We start from the raw sequence: 23910 nt of genomic DNA, 5'->3' as shown, positions 1-23910 counted from the left end.
GGCGTTCTTGACGTTGCGGCGAAGCCGGCTATGGTCGCCACCGATCAAGGTTCTTCAGGTGTTCGCGCCTGAAGCTAAGAGGGAATTCGGTGAGGCATCCGTGCCAAATCCGAAGCTGCCCCCGCAACTGTAAGCGGCGAGCCCTCTGCCCATCGTCCACTGACGCCAAGCCTCGTGCTGCGTCGGGAAGGCCGGGCGGAGCCAGCGTCGACCCGCAAGCCAGGAGACCTGCCCTGATCGCCAACCATCTTTCGGGCGGGGTGCTCCGAAGGTTGCCGGTCGGCAGCGGGGTTCCGCTGAATGCGCCGGTTCCCTCGCGCTTCCCGTCTTCCTTTTTGGGAAGCGGTGACACATGTTCAAGAAATTCCTGGGTAACGCCCTCGGGCGGTGCGGCGGCAGCCTCGCTCTGGCGCTTGGTGCTGTGATCGGCGTCGGCATCGCCGACGCGGCGAAGGCCGATCCGACGCACTACCCGCTCACGCTGGAGAATTGCGGGGCGAAGGTCGTGATCGACCACGCGCCGCAGCGCGTCGTCAGCCTCGGCCAGGCGCAGACGGAAATCCTCTACGCTCTCGGCCTCGGCGACCGCCTCGTGGGAACCGCTGTCTGGTTCAGCCCGGTGGCCAAGCCGTATGAAGCGGCGAACGCCAAGGTGAAGCGCTTGGCCGACAACGATCCGAGCTTCGAGGCGGTCGTGGCGCAGGAACCCGACCTCGTCGTCGCCATGTATGAGTGGCACATCGGCCCGAACGGTATCGTCGGCAAGCGCGACCGCTTCGACGGGGTGAAGGTGCCGGTCTATGTCTCGCCGACCGATTGCGTCGGCAAGGACAATACAGGCGCCGGCGACGGCGTGCGCACGCAGATCTATTCGATCGAGCTGCTATATCGGAACATCCGCGAATATGGCGCGATCTTCGACGTGGCGGATCGGGCCGAGGCGCTGGTTGCCGGCCTGCAGCGGCGCGAGGCCGCCGCCGTGCGCTCCGTCGCCGGGCTGGAGGCGAAGAACGTGTCGATGGCCGTCTGGTTCTCCAGCAAGGACATCAAGGGCGACGCCTTCATGGCCGGCAAGAACGGCGTCCCGGCCTACATCCTGTCGAAGCTCGGGGCACGCAACGTGATCACCACCGAGGAGGAATGGCCCTTGGTCGGCTGGGAGAGCATCGCGGCCAGCGATCCCGACGTGCTTGTCATCGTGAAGATGGACCGCCGCCGCTTTCCGGCCGACGACATCGACGCCAAGCTGAACTTCCTGAACACCGATCCGGTCGCCAGCAAGCTGTCGGCGGTGCGTAACGGCAGGATCGTGGTGGTCGACGTCGGTGCAACCCGGCCGGGCGTCGATGCGATCGACGGCATCGAATCGATAGCGACGGCGGTCCACACATTCGGCCTCACCAATTGAGCCACGCCGTCATCGGACCGAACTGGGCGGCGCGGATCGGCGTCGCCGCCCTCGCGCTCGCCGCGCTCATCTTTGCCGTCGCTCTGGCGGTGAGCGTGGGAGAGATGGCGATCCCGCTGCCGGTCGCCTTTCGGGCGCTCGGCAACGGCCTGTTCGACCTCGGCCTGCCGGTCAGCGCCATCCAGCAGGGGGTGATCTTCGACTACCGCCTGAGCCGGGCCGTCATGGCGGCGCTGTGCGGCGGCGCCCTCGCGGTTTCGGGGGCAATCCTCCAGGCGCTGCTGCGCAACCCATTGGCCGAACCCTATATTCTCGGCGTGTCGGCCGGGGCCTCGACCGGGGCGGTCTGCGTGATGGTCCTCGGCTTCGGCAGCGCTACGCTCGGCCTGTCCGGTGGCGCCTTCCTCGGCGCAGTGGCGGCGCTGGCGGTCGTGGCTCTACTGGCGACCGGCGCGGGTGGCGCCAGCGACAGGGTGATCCTGGCGGGCGTCGCCGGCTCCCAGCTCTTCAACGCGGCCACCGCCACCATCGTCACCACGCTCGCCAGCGCCGAGCAGGCGCGCGGGGTGATGTTCTGGCTGCTCGGCAATTTCGGCGGCGTCCGCTGGCCGGACCTATGTGTGGCGACGCCCGTCGCGCTGATCGGCTTCGTCGTCTGCCTGGTGCACGCCAAGGCGCTCGATGCCTTCGCCTTCGGCGCCGACGCGGCGCAAGCGCTCGGCGTCGCCGTCACCCGCGTGCGGCTGGTGCTGCTGGCGACCACCGCGCTGCTCACGGCCACCATGGTCGCCATCGTCGGCACGATCGGCTTCGTCGGGCTTGTCATCCCCCATGCCGCGCGCTTCCTGGTCGGGCCGGGTCATGCGCGCCTGCTGCCGGCCTGCCTGGTTATCGGCGGCATCTTCATGATCCTGGCCGACATCCTGTCGCGCATTCTGGTGCCGCAGCAGATCCTGCCCATCGGCATCGTCACCGCCCTGTTCGGCGCCCCGGCCTTCGCCGTGATCCTCTATCGCGCGCGGCGGCCGGCATGACGCTCGCCACCCATGATGCCCGCTGGAGTGCGGGCGGGCGGATGATCGTCGACGGCATCACGCTGTCGGCGGCACCCAACCGCATCCTCGGCCTGATCGGACCCAATGGTTCCGGCAAATCCAGCCTGTTGCGTCTGCTTTGCCGCCTGCGCGGCGTGGCCAGCGGGGTGGTGACGCTCGATGGGCGCGACATCGCCACGCTGCCGCGACGCGAACTGGCGCGGCGCCTGGCCTTTGTCGAGCAGCAGGCAACGACCGATATCCAGCTCACCGTGTGCGATGTGGTACGCCTCGGGCGCACCCCGCACCGCGCCGCCTTCACGTCATGGACGGAGGCGGACGAGCATGCCGTCAGTGCCGCGCTGGAGCGGGTCGGCCTCGCCGAGCGCCACGACCAGCCCTGGCACACGCTGTCGGGCGGCGAGCGCCAGCGCGTCCATATCGCCCGTGCCCTCGCCCAGGATCCGCGCGAACTGATCCTCGACGAGCCGACCAATCATCTCGACATCCAGCATCAGCTCTCCATTCTGCGGCTGATCCGCCGCCTGGGACTGACCTGCATCGTCGCCCTGCACGATCTCAATCTGGCGTCGCTGTTCTGCGATCAGATCGGTGTGCTGCACGCCGGCAAGCTGGTGGCGTCCGGCCCGCCCGAAAATGTGCTCACCCCCGGGATGATCCGTCAGGTCTTCGGCGTCGAGGTCCACATCCGCAATGGCGCCGGAGGGCGTCGCCACATCGAATATGTCGTCGATGTCGAGCCGGATGAGCGCCCTTGAACGCTTGGGAGGCACGATCGGTTCCGCTGCGGGAACACGCATCGGAACGCGTATGGGACTCGCTATCTGGGCGAGAGCAGCAAATGCCCGGCCTCGGTCAGAACCAGCCGCCGCCGCTGCGTCTTCACGCGAAGATGGTCGGTGGCGACAAGGCCGAAGCGGTCTTCCAGTTCGCTGGCGGCGCGCAGCACCAGCGCATGGGCGATGCCGAACAGGCGGGCGAAGCTGCGGGTATCGCTCGCCACCCCATGCACCAGCGCTATCAGAACCCCGGCGTCGAGCGGCGAGAGTTCCGGCTGCTCCGCCACCAGCGCCGTCACCTCTTTCATGAATGGATCGGCGAACGCCGCGCTCATGCCGCCCTCGCACGGAACGTCACCATCACCGATTTGGACAGCGGGGTGTCGCTGCCCTCCCCGGCCTTGGTGAACGGCACGACCGCATTGAGTTCGGGATAGTAGCCCGCGACACAGCCCCGCGGCAGGTCGTAGGCGACGAGGCGGAAATCCTCCGCCACCCGTGTATGGCCATCCTCGTCCGAGCCGATGACATCCACCCGCGCATTCGGCAGCGCACCGAGCGCGGCAATGTCGTCAGGATGGGCAAACACCACCCGCCGCTCGCCATAGACACCGCGATAGCGGTCATCGAGCCCATACACCGTAGTGTTGTACTGGTCGTGGCTGCGGAAGGTCTGCAGCACGAAGGTGCCCGGCTGGCTGCGCGCCTGCTGGTGCTCCACCTGGCGCGGCAGCGGCGCCGCCGAGAACTCCGCCCGGCCGGAAGCCGTGTTCCACTCACGCTCGGCAGCGGCGTTGCGCAGATGGAAGCCGCGCGGCTTGCGCACCCGGACATTGAAGTCCTCGAAGCCGGGAATCACCCGCGAGATGTGGTCGCGGACGAGGTCGTAATCGTCAGCCATCGCCAGCCAGCGTACCTTGTCCGAGCCGACCGTCGCCGCGGCGATGCCGGCGATGATCTGCACTTCCGAACGCAGGGTGGGCGCGGCCGGGCGATTGATGCCGCCCGAGCCGTGCACCATGCTCATCGAATCCTCGACCGTGACGATCTGCGGACGACGCCTGGAATTGCGGTCGATCTCGGTCCGGCCGAGGCACGGCAGCAGATAGGCCACTTTGCCCGGCGCCAGATGGCTATGGTTGGGCTTGGTGGCGATCTGCACGGTGAGCCGGCACCGGGTCAGCGCCGCATGGACAAGACCGGTGTCCGGCGTTGCCCGCACGAAATTGCCGCCGAGGCCGATAAAGGCCTTCGAGCGGCCCTCCACCAGCGCATGGATGGCGTGCAGCACGTTGTGGCCCGGCTCGCGCGGCAGGGTGAGATCGAACTCCTGCTCCAGGGCGGCGATGAACCACTCCGGCGCGTTCTCGTTGATGCCGACGGTGCGGTCGCCCTGCACGTTGGAATGGCCGCGCACCGGACACAGGCCGGCGCCCGCTCGCCCGACATGGCCGCGCAGCAGCAGCAGGTTGGCAATCTCGCGCACCGTCGCCACCGAGTGGCGGTGCTGGGTGACGCCCATCGCCCAGGTGGCAATTACCCGCTCGGCACCGAGATAGACGTCGGCGAGGCTTTCGATCTCGGCGCGGGTGAGGCCCGACTGGTCCTCGATGACGTCCCAGGAGGTAGCCTCCACCTCGGCGCGCCAGTCGTCGAGCCCCACCGTGTGATGGGCGATGAATTCGAGATCGAGCAGGCTGGCATGGCCACCGGCGCACCGCTCGGCATCGCGGGCGAACACCACCTTGGCCGTGCCGCGGATCGCCGCCATGTCGCCGCCGAGCTTCGGCCGGAAGTAGTGGCTGGCGATCGAGGTCGCGCCGCCGCGCAGCATCTCGATCTTGTCCTGAGGGTCGGCGAAGCGCTCGAGCCCACGCTCGCGCACCGGATTGAGCACCGCGACCCTCGCACCGCGCATGGCGGCACGGCGCAGATCCCCGAGCATGCGGGGATGGTTCGTGCCGGGATTCTGGCCGATGACGATGATGGCATCGGCATGCTCGAAATCCTCGAGCAGCACCGTGCCCTTCCCGACGCCGACCGATTGCGTGAGGCCGAGGCCGCTGGCCTCGTGGCACATGTTCGAGCAATCCGGAAAGTTGTTGGTGCCGAACATGCGCACGAACAGCTGGTAGAGAAACGCTGCCTCGTTGCTGGCGCGGCCCGACGTGTAGAATTCCGCCTCGTTGGGATCGGCGAGCGCCTTCAGCTCGGCGGCGATGCCGGCAAAGGCGTCCTCCCACGACACCGGGCGATAGCGGTCGGTAGAGCGGTCATAGACCATCGGCTCGGTCAGGCGCCCCTGGTTCTCCAGCTCGTAGTCGCTCCAGCCGCGCAGCTCGCTCACCGTATGGGCGGCAAAGAACGCCGGCGTCGCCCGTCGGTCGGTCGCCTCCCAGGCCACCGCCTTCACACCATTTTCGCAGAACTCGAATGACGAGCCATGCTCGGGATCCCCCCAGGCGCAGCCGGGGCAATCGAAGCCGTCCGGCTGGTTCGCCTTGAGCAGGGTCTTGGCACCCGTCAGCGCGGCACCGCTGGCGAGCAGGTGTTTGCCGCAGCTGCGAAGAGCGCCCCACCCCCCGGCCGCGTGCGACTTCTTGAGCGTGTGTGACGTATCGTTAATCGACATCTTCAATCATTATACAAAATGCCAGATAATCCCGCGCGACGCGCTCGCTCGGCTGTCGGAGACAGAGTTAGGCATGAAGCTAATATTTTTCAACGGACAAGTTTTTGAGAGGAGCAGATTGAAAGTGGAATGATTCGGAATTGAAGTGCGTTGAGAAGCCGCCCCCTGCGGCAAGTCGCCCCACACGATTGATAGATTTTATCAATCAAACAATCCGCGATTTTTCAGCAGATGACCCAGCGCCCCAGGCAGTTTTTGCGTTGCATCAACCGGAGGCGGTGGTCCCTGAAGCGGGATAAGAACCGCCGGCACAGCCTATAAGGTGGGAAATGCGATGCGCTGACCACGCGGGGATCCAACTGGACGACCCTCGCCGAATGCATGGTTACGATCCGACCCATGCATTGTTGTGAAGCTCCGATCCGCCCGACGCTGGCAGGGCATGGGGCTCCCTCTGCATCGGGCAGCCTACCGACACCCGCTATGCGCTGGGCGCGTGCATAAGGCGCTAGCCCCGCGCGTCAGCGGGCACCGATCGGCCGAGAGCCCGAACCCAGACGGACTTGCGGGGAACGGATTTTTGGACCCGCCAAGTCGGCAGCGCGGAAGATCGGCCGCGGCCCCCGCCGTAACGGGCGCCCCTTCATCGGCACAACCTTCAGCTCTCGGCCGCCTGCTTCATCTTCTCGCTCAGCTTGAGCGAGAGCGGAGAAGCCTCGTAGCGTCCGGTGACAACCTCGATATACGCCCCCGAATTCGCCTCGGCAGCGGCGATCAGCGCGGCATCGAATTCGGCGCAGGTGGTCACACGGGCCACGGTCCAGCCATCGCAGCCAAAAGCATGCGGCAGCTCCGTGTAGCGCCAGCGAGCGATGTCGTTGTAGCTGATCTCCGGATCCTTGCAGAGCAGCCGCTCGATCAGGTAGCCGTCATTGTTGAGCACGAAGATGACCGGCTTCAGCCCCAGTTGCCCGAAGAGCCCCAGTTCCTGCGCGGTGAGCTGGTGCGAGCCTTCGCCGGTGATGAGCACGGTGCGGCGCGTTGGATCGGCAAGCGCGGTGCCGACCGCCGCCGGCGTCGCCCAGCCGATCGCGCCCCAGAGCGTCTGGTTGTAGAAATTCGCGCCCGAGGGCATCCGGGCGAAGCCGAGGCCCATCGAGGCGGTGCCGGTCTCGGCAACGACGATGTCCCCCGGCCGGATGAACTCCGCCCAGCGTGGATAGAGCGCCTCGGCGGTGATCGGCGCGTCGCCCCCGCCCGTCACCGGCCCCAGGGAGCCGGCGCCGATGCGGGGCCAGTCGCGCCTGGCCAGCGCCAGGGTCAGCGCATCCAGGACATCCGCCAGCTCGACGCTGGGATAGGTGTGGCCATCGACGCTGACACTGTGATGGTCGATGGCGATGGTGCGCTTCGGATCGAGATTCGCGGTGAAGGAGCCGGTATTGAAGTCCGTCATCAGTGTGCCGACGGTGACGATGCGGTCGCGGCCTTCGACAAAGGATTGCACGTCCTTGTTCATCAGCGCGCCGTCATACATGCCCGCATAGGCCGGCTGCTGCTCGTCCAGCACGGTCTTGTCGTGGAACATGGTGGCGAAGGGCAGACCCGACGCTTCGACCAGCCGCTGCAACCGGTCGCCAGCGCCGAGCCTCGCGACAATAAGGCCCGGCAGCAGGCAGGCCGTCTCGGCACCATCCAGCGCGGCGACGACGGCGCGGGTTGCCGCCGCCAGCTGCGTGGGAGCGCTCTGCGGGAGCGGAAGCGGGCTGGCACGGCTCACCACCGGCTGGTTGGCGAGGTCGGCGGGGAAGGCCATGTAGACCGGCCGCAGATGATAAAGGGCCTCAGCGATCAGCCTTTCGGTCTCGTAGGCGACGTTCTGCGGCGTCATCACCGCATGGGCGCACACCACCGGCTCGCTCATCCGGCGGAACAAGTCATATTCACCCGTGCCCAGGGTGTGATGCACGATGGCGCGGGCGCGCTGCACTGCCATGCGCGGCGTGCCCACCAGATGGAAGATCGGCAGGTGCTCGGCATAGGCCCCGGCAACCCCCGCCAAGGCACTGAGTTCGCCGACGCCATAGGTCGTGCTCAGCGCCGCCACGCCCTTGATGCGGGCATAGCCATCGGCGGCATAGGCGGCATTCAGCTCGTTGGCGCAGCCGATCCATCGCATGCCCGACTGCCGGCAGATCGCGTCGTTGACCGGAAAGGCGAAGTCGCCGGGCACGCCGAAAACGTCGGAAATACCGATCTCCTGCAATCGGGTCAGCACATGCTGGATGACGGTGAGGGTCATGACGGGCTCCCAGGCATTGGCCGGTGAGGACACGGGTTCACGGGCATGGCTTCACGAGCATGGCTTCACGAGCATGGCTTCACGAGCATGGCCGCAACGAGCCGAATGGCGAAACGCGGCACTAGCAAGAGAACCGCCGGAGAATCGCGAGGTTCCCCGCGCGAGGCGGCTGGCAGATTCGCTCAGGCGCCGCCCGTCAGGGGCCATCGCGCCATGGTCCCGGCCGGAGCACAGACCGGACGGCATCGATCGTCTCTGGCTGAATCTCCACGGCTCGCCTATCGTCTCGGCTCGGATCGCGCCGCCATTGCTGGAATATTCATGCCGCTCTCACGCAGTTCCTTTATCCTTCGAACGTTGTCCCTCCTGCTGCTCGGCCTCATCGCGCTCGCCGGCGTGGTCGTCACAAATGTATGGCTCGTGCAGAGAACGCAGGACTATGTGACCGAGGTCACGGAGTTGCGGCGCCTGCGAGCGGCGGGCGTCGACCTGCGGTCGCGGCTGCAGGACGCCGAGACCGGGCAACGCGGGTTTCTGATCACCGACAATCCGGACTACCTGCAACCCTATAACGACGCCCTCGCCAATCTCGCAGGCTATATGAACCGGCTGGCCAAGGCGGCGGAGGCGATGCCCGAATTGCACCCGCGCATCGAGCAATTGACCGGCATCATCAATGCCCGCCTCGATGAACTGCGCGAGACCGTCGATCTTGCCCAGCAGGGCCAGCGGCAGGCGGCGATCGAGATCGTCGGCACCGATCGCGGTAAAGACCTGATGGATCAGGCGCGGCTTATCCTTCAGGAGGTCGTCACCGCGGCGGAAGACCGGCTCGGCCGGCTCGGCCGCGCCCAGGCCGAGAGCGCGGATGCGCTGTGGTGGGTGTCGGTCATTGGCGGCATCATCGTGGTAGCGATCACCCTTGCCGGCCTGCTTACCATTCTGAGCTACCTGCGCCAGCTGGCGGTGGCCCGGCAGGAGGTCGAGGCGCTCAACGTCAGTCTTGAGGAACGGGTACGCGAGCGCACCGCCGAACTCGGCCGCGCCAATGAGGAAATCCAGCGTTTCGCCTACATCGTGACCCATGACCTGCGCGCGCCGCTCGTCAATATCATGGGCTTTACCGCCGAGTTGGAGCAAGGCGTCACCACGCTGCAGACCTTCGTCGCCAACGCCGGCGAGCGCGAGACAGGGCCGGAATATGAGGCGGCCAGACTGGCGGCGCAGGAGGATCTGCCGGAAGCATTGGGTTTCATCCGCTCCTCTACCCGCAAGATGGATGGCCTCATCAACGCCATTCTCAAGCTGTCGCGCGAGGGCCGGCGCGTCCTGAAACCGGAGCCGATCAATCTGTCGGCGCTGCTGGAGAGCGCGGTGGCGGCCGTCGCGCATCAGGTCGCGGATGCCGCGGGCGAGGTATCGGTCGACGTGCGGGTGCCGAACCTCGTTTCCGACCGGCTCGCGCTTGAGCAGATCGTCGGCAACCTGCTCGACAATGCGGTGAAGTACCGACGTCGCGACGTGCCTTTGCGGATTAAGGTTCGGGCCACCGCGCGGCCAGGGGGATTGGTGCATATCACGATCGAGGACAACGGCCGCGGCATCGAGGCCCGCGATCACGAGCGCGTCTTCGAGCTGTTCCGCCGCTCCGGCCAGCAGGATCAGCCGGGCGAAGGCATCGGGCTTCCCCACATTCGCGCCATTGCGCGGAACCTTGGCGGCGACATCACACTTAACTCTACTTTTGGACAAGGCAGCGTATTCACCCTGGTCCTGCCCGCGCAGCTGCGGGCCACTACCCGGAGTATGGCAGCGTGAGTGACAATGCGAAGTCCGTGACCATCATCATGATCGAGGACGATGAAGGCCATGCCCGCCTCATCGAGAAGAACATCCGACGTGCGGGGGTCAACAACCAGATTGTACCGTTCACGAACGGCACCGAAGCGCTGGCTTTCCTTTTCGGTCCCGACGGCTCCGGAAACGTCAGCAGCGGGCGCTCGCTACTCATCCTGCTCGATCTCAACCTGCCGGACATGACCGGCATCGAAATCCTCGAGAAGGTGAAAGCCAACCCGCACACCCGGCTTACCCCGGTAGTCGTGCTGACGACGACCGACGACGCGCGCGAGATTCAGCGCTGTTATGATCTCGGCGCCAATGTGTACATCACCAAGCCGGTCAACTATGACGGATTCGCCAATGCGATCCGCCAGCTCGGGTTGTTCTTTTCTGTGATGCAAGTCCCCGAGACCACCTGATTCATGCCCTCCAGCATTCGCCGTGTCCTTTATATCGATGACGATCCCGGCATGGCGCGCTTGGTCCAAAAGGCCCTGACGCGCCGGGGCTATGAGGTCATGCTCGCCGGCGATGCGGCCGACGGCCTGCGCCTCGTCGATGAGAACGACGTTCATGTGGTGGCGCTGGATCATTTTCTGCCGACCGGCACCGGCCTCGACGTGCTCGCCGCCCTGCGCCAGCAAGCCGATGCCCCTCCCGTCGTCTATGTAACCGCCTCGGCGGAAACCACGGTCGCGGTGCAGGCGCTCAAGGCCGGCGCCATCGACTACGTGCCGAAGACGATCGAGATCGAGTTCATCGAGCTGCTCACCAGCGCCATCGATCAGGCGATCGAGACGGCTCGGTTGCGGCGGGCCAAGGAGCGCGCCGAGCAGGAGGTACGCGAGGCGCGCGACCGTGCCGAGGCGTTGCTGTCGGAGGTGAACCACCGCGTCGCCAACAGCCTGGCCATGGTGGTCTCCCTGGTGCGCCTGCAGTCGAACTCAATCGAGGACAAGGCCTGCCGTGCGGCGCTGGCGGAAACCCAGGCTCGCATCATGGCGATCGCCGGCGTGCATCGCCGCCTCTACACTTCGTCGGATGTTCGTTTCGTCGCCTTGGACGAATATCTGCTGGGGCTGGCGGATGATCTCAGGTCCTCGATGCGCCAGGCCGGCAGCTTTTCGCAGCTGCAGCTCGCTGCCCAGCCTCTCACCGTCCCCACCGACCGCGCCGTGGCCATCGGTGTGCTGGTGACGGAATTGGTGACCAACGCCTTCAAATACGCCTATCCGGACGGTCAAAATGGCGAAGTGCGGGTGTCTCTCCGCACCGAGGCAGACAACCAGGCGGCGGAACTGGCGGTCGAAGATGATGGCGTCGGCTGGGATGGCACCGGCGGCGCGAAAGGCACCGGGCTTGGCACGCGTATCGTGCGGTCCATGGTCGGGGTCCTCGGCGGCGAGCTACAATGGCTCCCACGGAAGGGCGGCACCTCCATCTCCGTCCGGTTTCCGCTGCCGGCACACTAGGATGTCATCTCCCCCACCCGGCCCGCCGCCCCGCGGGACGGCAAACGGAACAGCAGAATGACCCCAGCAAGCGCGTCACCCGTCACCAGAGGCCCGACATGGTCCGCCAATGTCGATGGTCTTCATGTCGATCTGCCGATCGTGCCGATCAAACTGGACTTCGCCATTTCCCTGATGATGGTGATTGATCTCGGCGTGAAATTTGGCGCGTACGTGGGCGAGCGTCTGGCGGAGAAGCTGAGGCCGCTTGGGCCCGACGTGGTGGTCGGAGCCGCCACGCTCGGCATTCCGATTGCCATCGAGGTCAGCCGCGCCCTCGGCCTCGACCAGTATGTCATCCTGCAGAAGTCGCCCAAGGTTCACCTGCAGGACGCGCTGGTCCAGCGGATATCGTCGATCACCTCCAAGGGCGAGCAGCGCCTCCTGCTCGATCGCCGCATGATACCGCTGCTTGCCGGCCGGCGGGTTGTGGTCGTCGATGATGTCGTCGCTTCCGGATCCAGCCTGAAGGGCTCGCTCGAGCTGGTACGCAGCGCCGGCGGCGAGGTGGTCGGTATCGGCGTGATCCTCACCGAGGCGCGGGAGTGGCAGCAGGCGCTCGGTCCGGACAGCGCATTGATACGCAGCCTCGGCCATATCCCGCAATTCCGGGCTGTGGGAGCGACATGGACGCCGATCCCGGAAACCTTTCTGGCATAGCCTCGCCAGGCGAAAACGTTTCCCTGCTCGAAGGCGACGATCGCCCCTGATCGTGGCCTCCTCCGGGCTGCGCCCGGCCTTCCACGACGCGGCTGGTCGACGACGTCGGTCGCAAAATGCCGGGGGCAGGAACACGTTCTGGAATGTCTGTTCCGCCGGCCGCCGCGCTTGCGTGGCTCCAACGCCCCGCGCCGTCGCGACCATGCCGGACACCGTCAAGCTGCCTGCGCCTAGCTCATGATCGGATTCGGCTGGAGCGGGGATCGCAACGTCCCCGGTGACGCCGCCACTTCTCGAGAAGGCCGACCCATCTGCGGACTAGCAAGTCGGCTTACGAAATTCGCGCGAGCGCATCATGAACCATGCCCGCGCTGCTGCCGTTCCACGCTCACTGCGGCCAAGCGCACCGGCAACGGTCATATGATGCCGGCAAGCCGGTGCCGGACCAGGTTGCCCCTCTCGCCTGTGGGTTACCAGCCGGAACCATCCTGCTCATATGGCGTTCAATCTGCACACCCTCTGAGCAAATGGATGGTTAACATGAACCGCGTCATCATCGCCGCGATCGCTATTGCCTTGTCTTCGCCAGCGCTCGCTCAAACGGCAAATCCCGATCCCGCAACCCCGGCGGTGACTACTCCGGAAGCGCCTCGCCCGGCCGAACCGGCCAAGGGCGCCAACAGCTTCACCGAAGCACAGGCGAAGTCTCGCATCGAGGCGAAGGGCTTCTCGAACATTTCCGGGCTGGCGAAAGACAAGGACGGCGTGTGGCGCGGAAAAGCAATGAAAGCCGGCGCCTCCCATGACGTCGCCTTGGACTATCAGGGCAACGTCTTTCCCAACTGAGTTCTCACGTCCCAACCAAGGGAGGACAGCACATGGCTACCGTTTCTGGTCTGTTTGACAATTATGACGATGCCCTCACGGCGGTGAACAAGCTGCAGGCTCTCGGTATCGACCGGGCGAGCATCAGCATCGTCGCCAATAACTCCGGCGACTGGTACGGCCAGCGCGTCGTCGAACGCGACGACGAGAGCAACGCCGGCGAAGGCGCGGCGTCCGGTGCGGGCATCGGCGCGGTGCTCGGCGGCGCCGGGGGATTGCTCGCCGGCCTCGGGGTGATGGCGATTCCCGGCGTCGGCCCGGTGGTGGCGGCGGGCTGGCTGGCCGCAACCGGCCTCGGGGCGGTTGCCGGTGCCGCGGCAGGCGGCGCCGTGGGCGGGCTGGTCGGCGCGATGACCTCGGAAGGCGTGCCGGAGCGCGATGCGCATCTCTACGCCGAAGGCGTCCGCCGTGGCGGCACGGTGGTATCGGCGAAGGTCGATGACGACCAGGTCGCCGAGGCCCAGGCCATCCTGGACGACGAAGCCGCCGTCGATCTCACGGCCCGCGAGCGGGTCTATCGCGACGAGGGCTGGTCACGCTTCGACCCCGATGCCCCGGCCTACACCACCGACGAAGTGATCCGCGAGCGCGAGCGCCATCGGCTCTAGACGGAATTCCAGGCCGGCTCCGGCCTGGGCAGAGACAACTTGCGGTCCGCAGCAGGCGCCCAGCAGGGCGGCCTTGTGCGGGCCGTCCCTTTTTTACAGGCTGTGACTTTCAAGGCGTCCGGTTCGATCGATGGCCCAGCAGGAGCCGGGCCGCATTCAGCCGCCATCCCCGCGCCTGTCGTCGGGTCCGGTGTCGGACACCGCCGGTTGGCCTCCCTGACGATGCGCCGCCCTCGACTCCATCCGCCGTTCCAGTGGCCGCACCAGAGCCAGCAGTACGAGGGTGACGACCAGCGACATGACGATCAGATGCCAAGACGCCAGCGCGCAGGCGACGCCCAACGCCGCCGTCACCCAAACCGCGGCGGCCGTGGTCAAACCATGGATTTCCAGCTCGCGATGATTTCGCAGCACCACGCCGGCGCCGAGGAAACCGATGCCGGTCAGCACGCCCTGGATGATACCCTGCACCACGCGGCTGGTGGCGTCCGGGTGTCCCTCGATCCCGTCCACTCCCATCGCGGTCAACGAGATCAGCGCGGCCCCGAGGCTCACAAGGCCCAGCGTACGCATGCCGGTGGGCTTGCCCCGCAGGTCGCGGTTCAGCCCCACCAGCATCCCGCACCCGACCGCGGCGAGCAGGCGCGACAGAGCCTCGATATCGGAAGGCGAAAGAAGATCCATGGTGATGTTCCCCATTGTTCCGATCGCCCGGCCTCCCGGCACCGCACCGAGGCCGTTGCAGCCATGCCTGTTGCAGCCATGCCTGTTGGAGCAAACGCCTGATGCGGCATCCGGTTCTGATCCCCGGCAACACAATCGAGCGGCCGGGAAGACCATCGCCATGGACTTCGGTCCCGCCGCCGGCGTCGGGAGCGCATCCGGAGAATGACAGACGCATCGCTCAAGAACCCGTCTGCCGATTTTACCGCGGAACAGCCTGCGGCCTCATCCGTTGGTTCAGCTGGGGGGCGACACGCAGGAGAATTCGATATGGCGAACACGCAACATCGTGGCGGTTCCGGCAACTTTGCCAATGACCGTGAACGCGCCAGCGAAGCCGGCCGCAAGGGTGGCGAACACTCTCAGGGCGGCCAGCAGCATACCCAGTCTGCCGGCGACGGGCGCCAGCAGGGCGGCCAGCGAGAGCATTCCGGCAATGTCGCCAATGACAAGGATCGGGCGCGCGATGCGGGCCACAAAGGCGGCCAACGCTAGTTCCAGATAAAGATACGGTCATCGGCAGCTGCCCCGATCTTTCGATCGGGGCAGCTTTGCGTCGAGGCAGCGTTGGCGCGAGGCGGCCTTGGCACGGAGATGGCCAAGCCACGTCATCGGCACCCACGCCTGAGCGCTCGCTGAAGCCGCGGCGCCTACCCGCCGCGGGTCCGGTGCCCTAGAAGCGCCAGGTCAGATTTGCCTGCAGCGCATTGGTCGTCACGTTGTCGGCGAACTGGCCGACATAGGACAGCCCGATCCGCGCCTGTTGGTTGAGCTGAAGATCGGCGCCGATCTCGACCAAAGCGGCGTTCTCGGCGAGCGGCAGGCCGGTCACCGTGAAGTTTGCGCTGGGTACGCTGAGAAAGGCCATCTGAGCCTCCGGCGTGAGGTCGCCAAAGGCATATTGCCAGGCGACCGACGCATGCGGCCTCAGCGTGGTTCCGCCGGAAAGCTCCATCGCTGTCGCCACTCGCAGCCCGAGCGAGGAATAGCCGACGCCCATCGAACTGGACGAACCCGCCAGACCGGCGGAGGCCCCGGTCTCGGTGAAGGCATCGCCATCGACATGAACATAGGCGAGACCGGCAAACGGCTCGAGCGCCAGTTGCTGGAGCGCGAAGCCGTAGCCGACTTCGCCGAACACTTGCGCGGTGCCGCCATCATAGTCGGCCCTCGCCTGTTCGGCATAGTCGGGGTAGGCGATGGTGCGCTCCGCTTCGATCCAGCTGAAGGCGTAGCTGGCGCCGAGCCGCAGGTTCCACGGGCCGGAACTGGTGCCGGCATAGAGTGCCAGGACAAGGCTGTCGCTGTCGGAAGAACTGGCGAGAGCGTCGATATCCGCGCTGGAATGCGTGTAGCCTACCGCGGCGCCAAGCCGCCAGGTATCGATCTTGACGTCGGCGCCGGAGAGAATGCCGCCAATGGTCTCGTCGACATTAGCCGCGGTGGAACCGCCATCATAGTCGGACCAGCCGCCAAAGGCCTGCGCCCAGACCGTGCCGTTGAAGGCCGGCGCCGGGATGGCCGGCGCCTTGGTCGGGAAGGGCACGCCGGCCGCGGGGGCGGCATAGGCGAGGGCCGGTCCGCCATAGCCCAGAGCGGCGGTCGGCCCGGCCTGGTCGCCATAGGCTCCCTGCCGCAGGCGGCCGAGCACGGCCTCCCGGGTGTAGAGCGCGTCGCCGGCCAGAACCGACTGCTCGCTGGCATAGGCTTCGCCGGAGAGCGCACCGAGCGCACCCGGCAATTGTTCGGAGGAGAGGCCGTAGAGCGGCGCCAGCGCGTCCGGCAGGCTGGTCAGCTTGCCGTTGGTGGTGGTGTTGATGACGCCGTCGATCGCGGCGCCGACGGCACGCTGGTTGGGCGTGACGTTCGGCAGCCCGGCGAGATCGGAGGCGACGTTCACCGTCACGGTGTTCGGCGCGTAGTTCAGGCTCGCATCGAACAGTGCCGGCAGGCCGTCCGTGACGAAGCTGTCGAAGGCGCCGGTGATGCCCTGCGTCGCCGCGAGCAGCGTGGTGGCCGGGGTGAAGCTCGTGGTCTGGAAGGACGTCTGCAGCGTGCCGGCCAGCCGCGCCGTGCCGGTGATCTCCAGCACGTCCGGGCCGGTGTCGGTGATGCGCGCGGCATAGGTGCCGGCCGCCGTCTGCACGAAGGTGGCGCTGAGCAGGTGGGTGATCGGCGGCCCGGTGCCGCTGACGCCCAGCCAGCCGCTGTTCTCGAATCGCTTTGCCGGGCCCGCCGTCGCCGCCAGCCGGCCGTCCATGACGCCCATATTGACGATCACCGTGCCGTAGCTGTCCGGCCCGGTGCGCAGGGCGTCGGCGACGAAGGCGGTGTGCAGGGTGCCGTAATTGACCAGGGTGCCGTAGAGCCCGTGCATCTCCACCGCCGCGCCGGCGATGCCGCTGGCGTTGACGGTGCCGGTATTGGTCAGCACGCCATAGGTCTCGCCGCGCAGGCCGATGCCGCCATTGCCGGTGACCTGCACCGTGCCGCTGTTGACGATGTCGTCGCCCTTGCGGCCGGACAGCGCCGCCGCGTTCTCGGCGCTCGATGTCAGCGTGCCGGTGTTGCGGATCGGGTTGTAGATGCCGGGGATCGTGGCGAGGTAGCCGTTGACGCCGTTGCTGTCGACATAGATGCCGACGACCTTGTCGCCATAGGCGGAATTGGACGACACCACCGCGCCGGGAATGTCGATCTCGTGCCAGGTCGCGATGCCCAGTGCGTCGATATGCATCACCGCCGGATGCACCTTGCCGTCGGCGGTCACCCAGTTGGCGACGAGGTTGTATTCCCCCGAGCGGCCGGCACCGGTGATCCCCTCGAAATGCGTCGCCACCGCGCCCGGATGGTCATAGGTCGTGTAGGTGCCGGTGGCCTGGTCGAAAATGTAGCCATGCTCGGCGTGGATGCCGTCGCCGACCTTTATCTGGCCGTAGCCGCCGGCGATCTTGTCGCCATAGATGCCGTAGGCCGTGGTGCTGATGGCGCCGGGGATATTGTTGGTGGTGTAGGTGCCGGTGTCGATGTCGTAGATGAAGGCGTTGCCGGTCGCCAGCCTCGTGTCGTAGTTGCCGATCACCTTGTTGCCGAAGGTGCTGTGCGCGATGGTGTAGAGCGTGCCCGCGCCCGGATAGGCCAGGGGGGTGATCTGCTGCTCCGCCGGGCGGGCGGCATCGTAGAGGTAGCTCCGATCGTAGGGCGACGAGGCCGCCGTCTTGTAGCTGCCGACAACTCGCAGGATACCGCCCGGATTGCCGAAACTCGGTCCATAGGGCGAGGAACCGATGGCGCCGGGAAAGTTGGCGCCGTTCGCGGTGGCTTGCGGCATCGGCGACCAGGTCTGCGTCGCCATGTTGTAATAGAGACCGCCGGTCTCTCCCGCGCCGGGAATGGTGTAGTTGCCGACGATATTGGCGCCGCGAATGCCGGTGAGGAACGTGCCGCTGGTTCCGAAATTCAGCGTCTGATAGGTGGTTGGCGTCGCAGGGTGCAGAACTTCGGCCTGCGCGGCCTGAGCAATGCCACCGACGCCGAGACCGATCGCCACAAGTTTGCGCGCCCTCACCCGCGCTATGCCGAGTGATACCGACCGACTTTTCATGATGCGCCCCGCCGCTCCGACTCGGAGCCCTGAAAATCGTATCGATTGTCGGTGAAGATGACGATGGCGCTTTCTGGTCTTATCTCCCGGAGAGCGCCCTCCCCCTTGCACCGCTGTCCAGCTTCCGGCCGCTTCGTGGCCGGCGCTCCCGGGCCGGATGGGTCGGCGGCGGCGCGTCCTTTCTGGCGAACAGACGGCAGGCTAATGTGAAAGCTTTCCGTCGGTACCCGGTTGAAAGCTGGGGTCGGCAGGGGCGGCACATATTGAAAAAGACAGGATCGGGAACATGGTAGATCCGGTGCAACGGACCCGTCCGAAAGTCGTCATAGCCGGCGCCGGCTTCGGCGGGCTGCAGGTGGCACGAGGGCTCGCGGCTTCTCCCGTCGACATCACGCTGGTCGACCGGCATAACTACCACTGCTTCCAGCCTCTGCTCTATCAGGTGGCGACAGCCGTACTGTCCCCGGCCGATATTGCCTGGCCGGTGCGACATATCCTGTCGCGGCAGGACAATGTTACCATGCTGATGGCCCAGGTGGAGGGCGTGGACCGCGCGGCGCGCACGCTGCTCACCGATCAGGGAGCCATTCCCTATGATTTCCTGGTGCTGGCGACGGGCGCCACCCACTCCTATTTCGGCCATGACGACTGGGCGCCGTTTGCGCCGGGGCTCAAGGATATCGAGGATGCGACGCAGCTGCGCCGCGAGATCCTCGTCGCGTTCGAGCGCGCCGAGGCGACGCAGGACGAGGCGACGCGCCGCAAGCTGCTCACCTTCGTGATCATTGGCGGCGGGCCGACCGGGGTCGAGCTCGCCGGTGCCGTCGCCGAGGTGGCGCGCCATTCCCTCACCCCCGACTTCAAGCATATCGACCCGCGCACCGCGCGCATCCTCTTGATCGAAGCCGGCGAGCGGCTGCTGCCGGTGTTTCCGCCCAAGCTCTCCGCCTATACCCACCGGCGGCTGGAAGCCATGGGTGTCGAGGTGTTCACCGGCCGGCCGGTCGTGGCGTGCAGCGGCGATCATGTCGAGCTGGCCGGCGGCGAGCGGATCATCTCCTCCACCAAGATCTGGGCGGCGGGGGTGCGCGCCTCGGCGGCGGGACAGTGGCTCGGGGCCGAGACCGACCGCGCCGGGCGCTGCCGCGTCGATGCCGATCTCACCGTCGCCGGGGCGGCGGAGATTTTCGTCGTCGGCGATACCGCGGCCCTGCCGCCGGAGCTCGGCCCGGTGCCCGGCATCGCTCCTGCCGCCAAGCAGATGGGCGACCATGTGGCCGCGGTGATCGCCGCCCGGGTCGGCGGCCGCCCGGCACCGGCGCGGTTCCGCTATCGCCATGCCGGCGACCTGGCCACCATCGGCCGGAACGCCGCCGTGGTGAAGCTCGGGAAGCTGGAGCTCACCGGGTTCCTCGGCTGGGCCTTCTGGGGGGTCGTGCACGTTTATTTTCTCGTCGGTGCCCGCAACCGCTTCGCCGTGGCGATGAACTGGCTGTGGAACTACCTGACGCGCCAGCGGGCGGCGCGACTGATCACCGGAAAGCCGTCAAATCCCGGCATCCCGCGGGGCCCGTCCGAAGCGTAGGCCCTTTCAAGGCAGCATCGGCGGCAGCCACCCGCCGGGGTGTCGCCGGTGGGCGCTGACCGACGCCCCGCGTGATCGAGACCGTCATAAGAAGGACGGCGATAAGCAGGGACCGCTACAGAAAGATCGTCTGGCTTAACGGGGCCACCGGTGATGCGGCAGCGAGGCGGCAGCGATCGGCCCTCCGGATCACGGCTCCTCCAGCGGAACCCAGGAAAAACCTTGCGCTCTCCGATCTCAACCGGAAGCGATCGTAAAGCCGGCTCTCTCGACAGACCGCCTTGCCCATCCGGATCCGATGACGCCATCGTCGAGATAACGCATCGACTGTGACGATCAGGATTGTTTCCCCGTCAAGACTTTGGCTCTACGGTTCACACTTCATCGGACCCCGTCTATGCACAACGTCACCAGCGTCTTCCTGCTCGTCTATGCGGCGCTCTTCCCGATCATCAACCCGATCGGCGGCGCACCGATCTTCCTGGGCCTCACATCCTCCTGCACTGAGGCCGAACGCAATGCCCTGGCACGCGGCGTCGCCATCAACAGCGTGCTCCTGATCGCCGGGTCGATGTTCGTCGGATCCCATATTTTGGTGTTCTTCGGCATTACGCTTCCGATTGTCCGCGTGGCCGGCGGGCTGGTCGTCGTGGCTTTTGCGTGGAAGCTGCTCCAGACAGGTGTCGTGTCTGAAACACAGCGCTCCTCCCTCGATCACCATACGGATGTCGATTCCTTCTACCCTCTGACCATGCCGCTTACCGTGGGACCGGGCACGATCTCCGTGGCCATAGCCTTGGGCAGTCAGCGTCCCGGAGGAGAATATGGCATTGCGAACGCGCCGTTCCTCGCCGCCGTCATTGCCGGAATCGTGGCGACGGCGCTCACGATCTATGTTTGCTACCGCTTTGGCGAGCGCGTCATCGCGATGCTGGGAAAGAACGGCACCAATGTCGTGGTGCGGCTGTCGGCTTTCATCCTGCTGTGTATCGGGGTCCAGATCTTGTGGACCGGCTACCGATCGCTCCTCGCCCTCCCCGCCTAGCTTCGGCGGAACTACGGTTTCTGCGGCAGGACAACGACGGTCGCCGACATCCCCGCGGCGAGCCGGACGCCGGCCGGCAGTTCGCCAAGCTTGATGCGGACCGGAATGCGCTGGGCGAGGCGAATCCAGTCGAAATTCGGATTTACCTGCGCCAGGAGACCGCTGCCTTCGCCGTTATTAGCGATCGCGCGGCTGATTCCCTCCACCACGCCCTCGATGATCACTCCCCCGGCCATGAGCTCCACGCGCGCCCGGGCGCCGTCCTGGACCGCCGGCAGCTTGGTCTCCATGAAGTAGGCGTAGACATAGAACGATCCGCTATCGACAAGCGCCAACACGCCCTGGCCGACCGTGGCATAATCGCCGACATTCACATTGAAATTGGTGATGTAGCCGTCGACGGGCGCGCGCACGGTGCTGCGTTCGAGATTGATCTGCGCGGTTGCCAGCGATGCCTGGGCCGCCTGCAACTCGGCCGCGGCCTCGGCCGCCGAGACGGTGGTATCCTCGGCGGCCTGCGATGAAATCGCCGCGCTGTCCTCCCGCTCCAGGCTGGTGTTGCGATTGGCCGTATCGCGGGCGAGACGCAGGGCCTGCGTCTTCATCGCCACTTCGGCCTGCGCCTGCTGCACCGCCACCTTGAACCGGTCCTGATCGATGACGAACAGCACGTCGCCGCGCCGGACCTGCTGATTGTCGACGACATTCACCCCGCTGATGAGGCCGGAAACATCGGGCGCGATCTCAACCACATTGGCAAGGATGCGGGCATCGCGCGTCCATGGCGCCAGCGTATAGAACTGCCAAAGCCGCCAGCCCACGAACACGGCCGCGCCCACCGCGATCAACGTGACGCCGATGCGCAACGCGGTCCGCATCAAAGCCATCCTGCCCCTCCCAACACCGCCGGCACACCGAATATGACGCCGCCGAACAGGATCACATAGAGGGCCACGTCGAAGAGCGGCCTATGCCACACGAAGCGGTAGAACCCTGTCCGCGCCAGCAGCCATCGCAGTATCAGAAACGGCACCAGGGCGATCAGCGCCCACAGCAGCACCGGCGGCAGGTAAAATCCGAAGAGTTCGGGCGCGTACAAGGTGAGACCGCTCGTCGGCATCTCAGGCCTCGCCGAAGGAGCGGACCAGGAACGCCCGGTCGATGTCGAAGCGGTCGGCGACGAAACGCAGCGAGGCACCGGCACGCACATTTAGCGCGGCGGCCACCGATCCGGGTTCAAGCGGCAAGGTCGCGAGCGCGGCAAGAGCGGCATGCACGGTGGACTGCGCCTCGGCGACCCTCGATGCGATGGCGTCACCGGCCTTGGGAAGGCTCTCCAACTCGGCGGCGAACTGGGCCAGAAAGCGGGCGATAAGTGCGGATGCGTCACTGGAGAGGTCGGCATCGCGCCGCAATCGGTTGAGCCGGCCCAACTCGAGGCCGGTCGAGGCCGCGCCCAGCGTTCCGCGCAGAAAGTCCTCCTCACCGCGCCGGTCAAGCGACAGGCGCGGCAGCAAGGCGGCGAGCATGGCAACGATTTCCCCGACCACCACCCTTTCGTGGCGCTGGCCGCGCGCCGCTGCGGGAAGGAGGCTTGCCATCGTGCGGGTCCACACCCGCTCGCGGGTGGCAAGCGAGTTGATCGGAAAGAGGTTGAGCAGAACCAGACACATTCCCATGCCGAACAACAGGCTGAAGGCAGAATTGACGAAGGAGAGCTCATCGGGCTGAAACACGTTGCTCGTGCCGATCTCCGAGACGAAGAAGCCGCCGAAGGCGATGCCGGACCAGGCATATTGCGGCGTTCCCGCCATCAATCCGGCCGGCAGCAACGCCACGATGAGGAAGAGCGCCAGCGCCTCGTAGCCCTCGATCCATGGCAGGACGAAGACCATCGCCGCATAGGCGGCCACGATCCCGATTGCTGACCACAGCAGAAACGTGAAGCCAAGCTTGCCCGGCTGGTCCTGATTGACGGCGAAGAACAGAATGATGGCAAGGCCCGAAACGGCATTGAAGCCATCGGTCCACTCCGTCGCGGCCCACAGAACCGACATCAGCACCAGCGCGAGCACGGAGCGCACCGCAAGCAGCAGCGCTTCCCTGTTCGAGGCGGCGGGAACCACCGGCGCCTGCTCTTCCGGCCGAATGGCGGCGCGCAGGTGCCAGCGCAGGCTGGCCGCCTCGCTCACCATCACCATCGACAATCCGCGCAGCAGGTCCCCTGCCCGGCGCAGGATAAGCACCCCTTCCGCCAGCGGTTCGAACGGCACCCGGCCGGCCATGGCCTCCAGATCGCGCGTGGCCGCCCTCAGCGCGCTTCGGGCGGCGAGCAGCTCCAGGCGGATGCGCCGTGGGTCCTCGAAGGCGTGGACATCCGCGGCGATGCGATCGAGCAAGGCAGCGGTCGCTGCCATGACCGGCCGCAGCCGCGCGACGATCGGCGCGGCATCCTCCGCCTGAAAGTCCTCAAGACGCACATAGAGACCGCGTGCGATAGCGAGCACCCGCAGGAACTCGCGCACCATGCGCTTCAACGTGGCATCATCGGCGCGCATGTCCGGCGCTTCGAAGACCGCATAGGAGCGCAAGGCATCGAACTTGACCACCGCCTCGACCATCGTCCGGCGGAGCGCCGCAAAGGTTGCGAACGGCGTCGCCGGTCGCATCGCGATGGCGCCGTAATGGCTGAGCTGGCCAAACAAACCCGCGAGTTGCTCGCGCAGCATGACCCCGGCGTAACGCGGGAAGACAAGCACGCTCACCGCCGTTATGCAGGCGATGCCGATGATGATTTCCGCCGTCCGGTCGAAAGCAAGATGCCATGCCTGTGTCGGATCGGCCGCCCCCTGCAGCCCGACCAGCAGCGCGGTATAGCCGGCGAGCAGGAAGCCATAGGCTGTATAGTTGCGCATCTGCGCGCCGATAAAAAAGCACAGCGCCAGCCAAAGGGCGATCGACCCGACGAGCGGCACAGGCGCCTGCGAATAGAGGGCGAGGATGACGAGGCCGACGCTCGCCCCCAGCAGCGTACCGACGACACGGTAAACCCCCTTCGCCAATGCGGCTCCCGCCGTCGGCTGCGCCAGGAGATAGACCGTCAGCACCGCCCATTGCGGGTCCTGCAGCTCCAGCCAATAGGCGATGGCGAGGGCGACGACGGCAGCCACCGCGGTCCGGATGGCAAAGACGATGTTGCGCCAGCCGAGATCAAGGGGGAAAGCGAGACGCCACCGGGCGGCTGTCATCTCGGCAACGCTCATCTTTCCCC

20 protein-coding genes and 1 riboswitch are annotated in these 23910 nt (G+C 66.4%); of the genes, 12 read left to right on the top strand and 8 right to left on the bottom strand.

The features are described from left to right. The first annotated feature begins 30 nt into the window (after positions 1-30). Positions 31-251: riboswitch (cobalamin riboswitch) on the top strand. 101 nt (positions 252-352) lie between these two features. Genes J2X65_RS00360 through J2X65_RS00350 form a run of 3 tightly spaced genes read left to right on the top strand, consistent with a single transcriptional unit; the run spans position 353 to position 3221 of the window. Then, positions 353-1408, top strand: coding sequence for an ABC transporter substrate-binding protein (locus J2X65_RS00360; protein WP_310196401.1), 1056 nt, complete (start codon positions 353-355; stop codon positions 1406-1408). Then, positions 1405-2442 (top strand): iron ABC transporter permease, encoded by a 1038-nt coding sequence (locus J2X65_RS00355; protein ID WP_310196398.1) that lies wholly within the window; start codon positions 1405-1407, stop codon positions 2440-2442. Before J2X65_RS00360 ends, J2X65_RS00355 begins: the two co-directional genes overlap by 4 nt. Then, positions 2439-3221, top strand: coding sequence for an ABC transporter ATP-binding protein (locus tag J2X65_RS00350; protein WP_310196397.1), 783 nt, complete (start codon positions 2439-2441; stop codon positions 3219-3221). Before J2X65_RS00355 ends, J2X65_RS00350 begins: the two co-directional genes overlap by 4 nt. 62 nt (positions 3222-3283) lie before the next feature. Here J2X65_RS00350 and J2X65_RS00345 read toward each other — a convergent pair whose 3' ends face one another. From J2X65_RS00345 to J2X65_RS00335, 3 genes are all read right to left on the bottom strand, one after another. Beyond that, on the bottom strand, positions 3284-3577 hold the full coding sequence (locus J2X65_RS00345; RefSeq protein WP_310196394.1) for a hypothetical protein: 294 nt from the start codon (positions 3575-3577) through the stop codon (positions 3284-3286). After that, positions 3574-5874, bottom strand: coding sequence for an FdhF/YdeP family oxidoreductase (locus J2X65_RS00340; protein WP_310196392.1), 2301 nt, complete (start codon positions 5872-5874; stop codon positions 3574-3576). The genes J2X65_RS00345 and J2X65_RS00340 overlap by 4 nt, the downstream gene beginning before the upstream one ends. A gap of 658 nt (positions 5875-6532) precedes the next feature. Continuing rightward, positions 6533-8176, bottom strand: coding sequence for a thiamine pyrophosphate-binding protein (locus J2X65_RS00335; protein ID WP_310196388.1), 1644 nt, complete (start codon positions 8174-8176; stop codon positions 6533-6535). Between the two features lie 105 nt (positions 8177-8281). Between J2X65_RS00335 and J2X65_RS00330 the strand changes: the two genes are divergently transcribed. From J2X65_RS00330 to J2X65_RS00305, 6 genes are all read left to right on the top strand, one after another. Next, positions 8282-9994: a CHASE3 domain-containing protein gene (locus tag J2X65_RS00330; protein ID WP_310196385.1), complete on the top strand. Its 1713-nt coding sequence runs from the start codon at positions 8282-8284 to the stop codon at positions 9992-9994. A 29-nt stretch (positions 9995-10023) separates the two neighbouring features. Continuing rightward, a complete protein-coding gene (locus J2X65_RS00325; RefSeq protein ID WP_310197364.1) occupies positions 10024-10437 on the top strand; it encodes a response regulator in 414 nt (137 codons plus the stop codon). Positions 10438-10440: 3 nt separating this feature from the next. After that, positions 10441-11490 carry a response regulator gene (locus J2X65_RS00320; RefSeq protein WP_310196383.1) on the top strand — a complete coding sequence of 350 codons (1050 nt, stop codon included), beginning with the start codon at positions 10441-10443 and terminating at the stop codon, positions 11488-11490. A 141-nt stretch (positions 11491-11631) separates the two neighbouring features. After that, complete coding sequence (locus J2X65_RS00315; RefSeq protein ID WP_310196379.1) at positions 11632-12189, top strand: phosphoribosyltransferase family protein; 558 nt, start codon at positions 11632-11634, stop codon at positions 12187-12189. A 540-nt stretch (positions 12190-12729) separates the two neighbouring features. Further along, complete coding sequence (locus J2X65_RS00310) at positions 12730-13035, top strand: PepSY domain-containing protein (RefSeq protein ID WP_310196377.1); 306 nt, start codon at positions 12730-12732, stop codon at positions 13033-13035. A gap of 32 nt (positions 13036-13067) precedes the next feature. Further along, positions 13068-13682 carry a general stress protein gene (locus J2X65_RS00305; RefSeq protein ID WP_310196374.1) on the top strand — a complete coding sequence of 205 codons (615 nt, stop codon included), beginning with the start codon at positions 13068-13070 and terminating at the stop codon, positions 13680-13682. Positions 13683-13838: 156 nt separating this feature from the next. Here J2X65_RS00305 and J2X65_RS00300 read toward each other — a convergent pair whose 3' ends face one another. Further along, complete coding sequence (locus J2X65_RS00300) at positions 13839-14366, bottom strand: MgtC/SapB family protein (protein ID WP_310196370.1); 528 nt, start codon at positions 14364-14366, stop codon at positions 13839-13841. 309 nt (positions 14367-14675) lie between these two features. Between J2X65_RS00300 and J2X65_RS00295 the strand changes: the two genes are divergently transcribed. Continuing rightward, on the top strand, positions 14676-14900 hold the full coding sequence (locus J2X65_RS00295; protein ID WP_404977646.1) for a general stress protein: 225 nt from the start codon (positions 14676-14678) through the stop codon (positions 14898-14900). Between the two features lie 178 nt (positions 14901-15078). Here the strand turns inward: J2X65_RS00295 and J2X65_RS00290 are convergent, their stop codons facing one another. After that, positions 15079-18009, bottom strand: a complete 2931-nt coding sequence (locus tag J2X65_RS00290; RefSeq protein WP_310196368.1) for an autotransporter domain-containing protein — start codon at positions 18007-18009, stop codon at positions 15079-15081. Between the two features lie 286 nt (positions 18010-18295). Between J2X65_RS00290 and J2X65_RS00285 the strand changes: the two genes are divergently transcribed. Both J2X65_RS00285 and J2X65_RS00280 read left to right on the top strand, forming a co-directional pair. Further along, positions 18296-19594, top strand: coding sequence for an NAD(P)/FAD-dependent oxidoreductase (locus J2X65_RS00285; protein WP_310196365.1), 1299 nt, complete (start codon positions 18296-18298; stop codon positions 19592-19594). Positions 19595-19991: 397 nt separating this feature from the next. Beyond that, complete coding sequence (locus J2X65_RS00280) at positions 19992-20639, top strand: MarC family protein (RefSeq protein WP_310196362.1); 648 nt, start codon at positions 19992-19994, stop codon at positions 20637-20639. A gap of 11 nt (positions 20640-20650) precedes the next feature. Here J2X65_RS00280 and J2X65_RS00275 read toward each other — a convergent pair whose 3' ends face one another. The 3 genes from J2X65_RS00275 to J2X65_RS00265 are packed head-to-tail and all read right to left on the bottom strand — an operon-like array spanning position 20651 to position 23887. After that, positions 20651-21517 carry an efflux RND transporter periplasmic adaptor subunit gene (locus J2X65_RS00275; protein ID WP_310196359.1) on the bottom strand — a complete coding sequence of 289 codons (867 nt, stop codon included), beginning with the start codon at positions 21515-21517 and terminating at the stop codon, positions 20651-20653. Then, entirely contained in the window at positions 21517-21759 is a 243-nt protein-coding gene (locus tag J2X65_RS00270; RefSeq protein ID WP_310196356.1) for a DUF1656 domain-containing protein, read from the bottom strand. Before J2X65_RS00270 ends, J2X65_RS00275 begins: the two co-directional genes overlap by 1 nt. Position 21760: 1 nt before the next feature. After that, positions 21761-23887, bottom strand: coding sequence for an FUSC family protein (locus J2X65_RS00265; protein ID WP_310196354.1), 2127 nt, complete (start codon positions 23885-23887; stop codon positions 21761-21763). Positions 23888-23910 lie beyond the last annotated feature (23 nt).

Source organism: Ancylobacter sp. 3268 (assembly GCF_031456575.1).
Classification (GTDB): domain Bacteria; phylum Pseudomonadota; class Alphaproteobacteria; order Rhizobiales; family Xanthobacteraceae; genus Ancylobacter.
The sequence above is the reverse complement of the archived record's forward strand: the minus strand, read 5'-3'. Positions and strand labels throughout refer to the sequence as shown.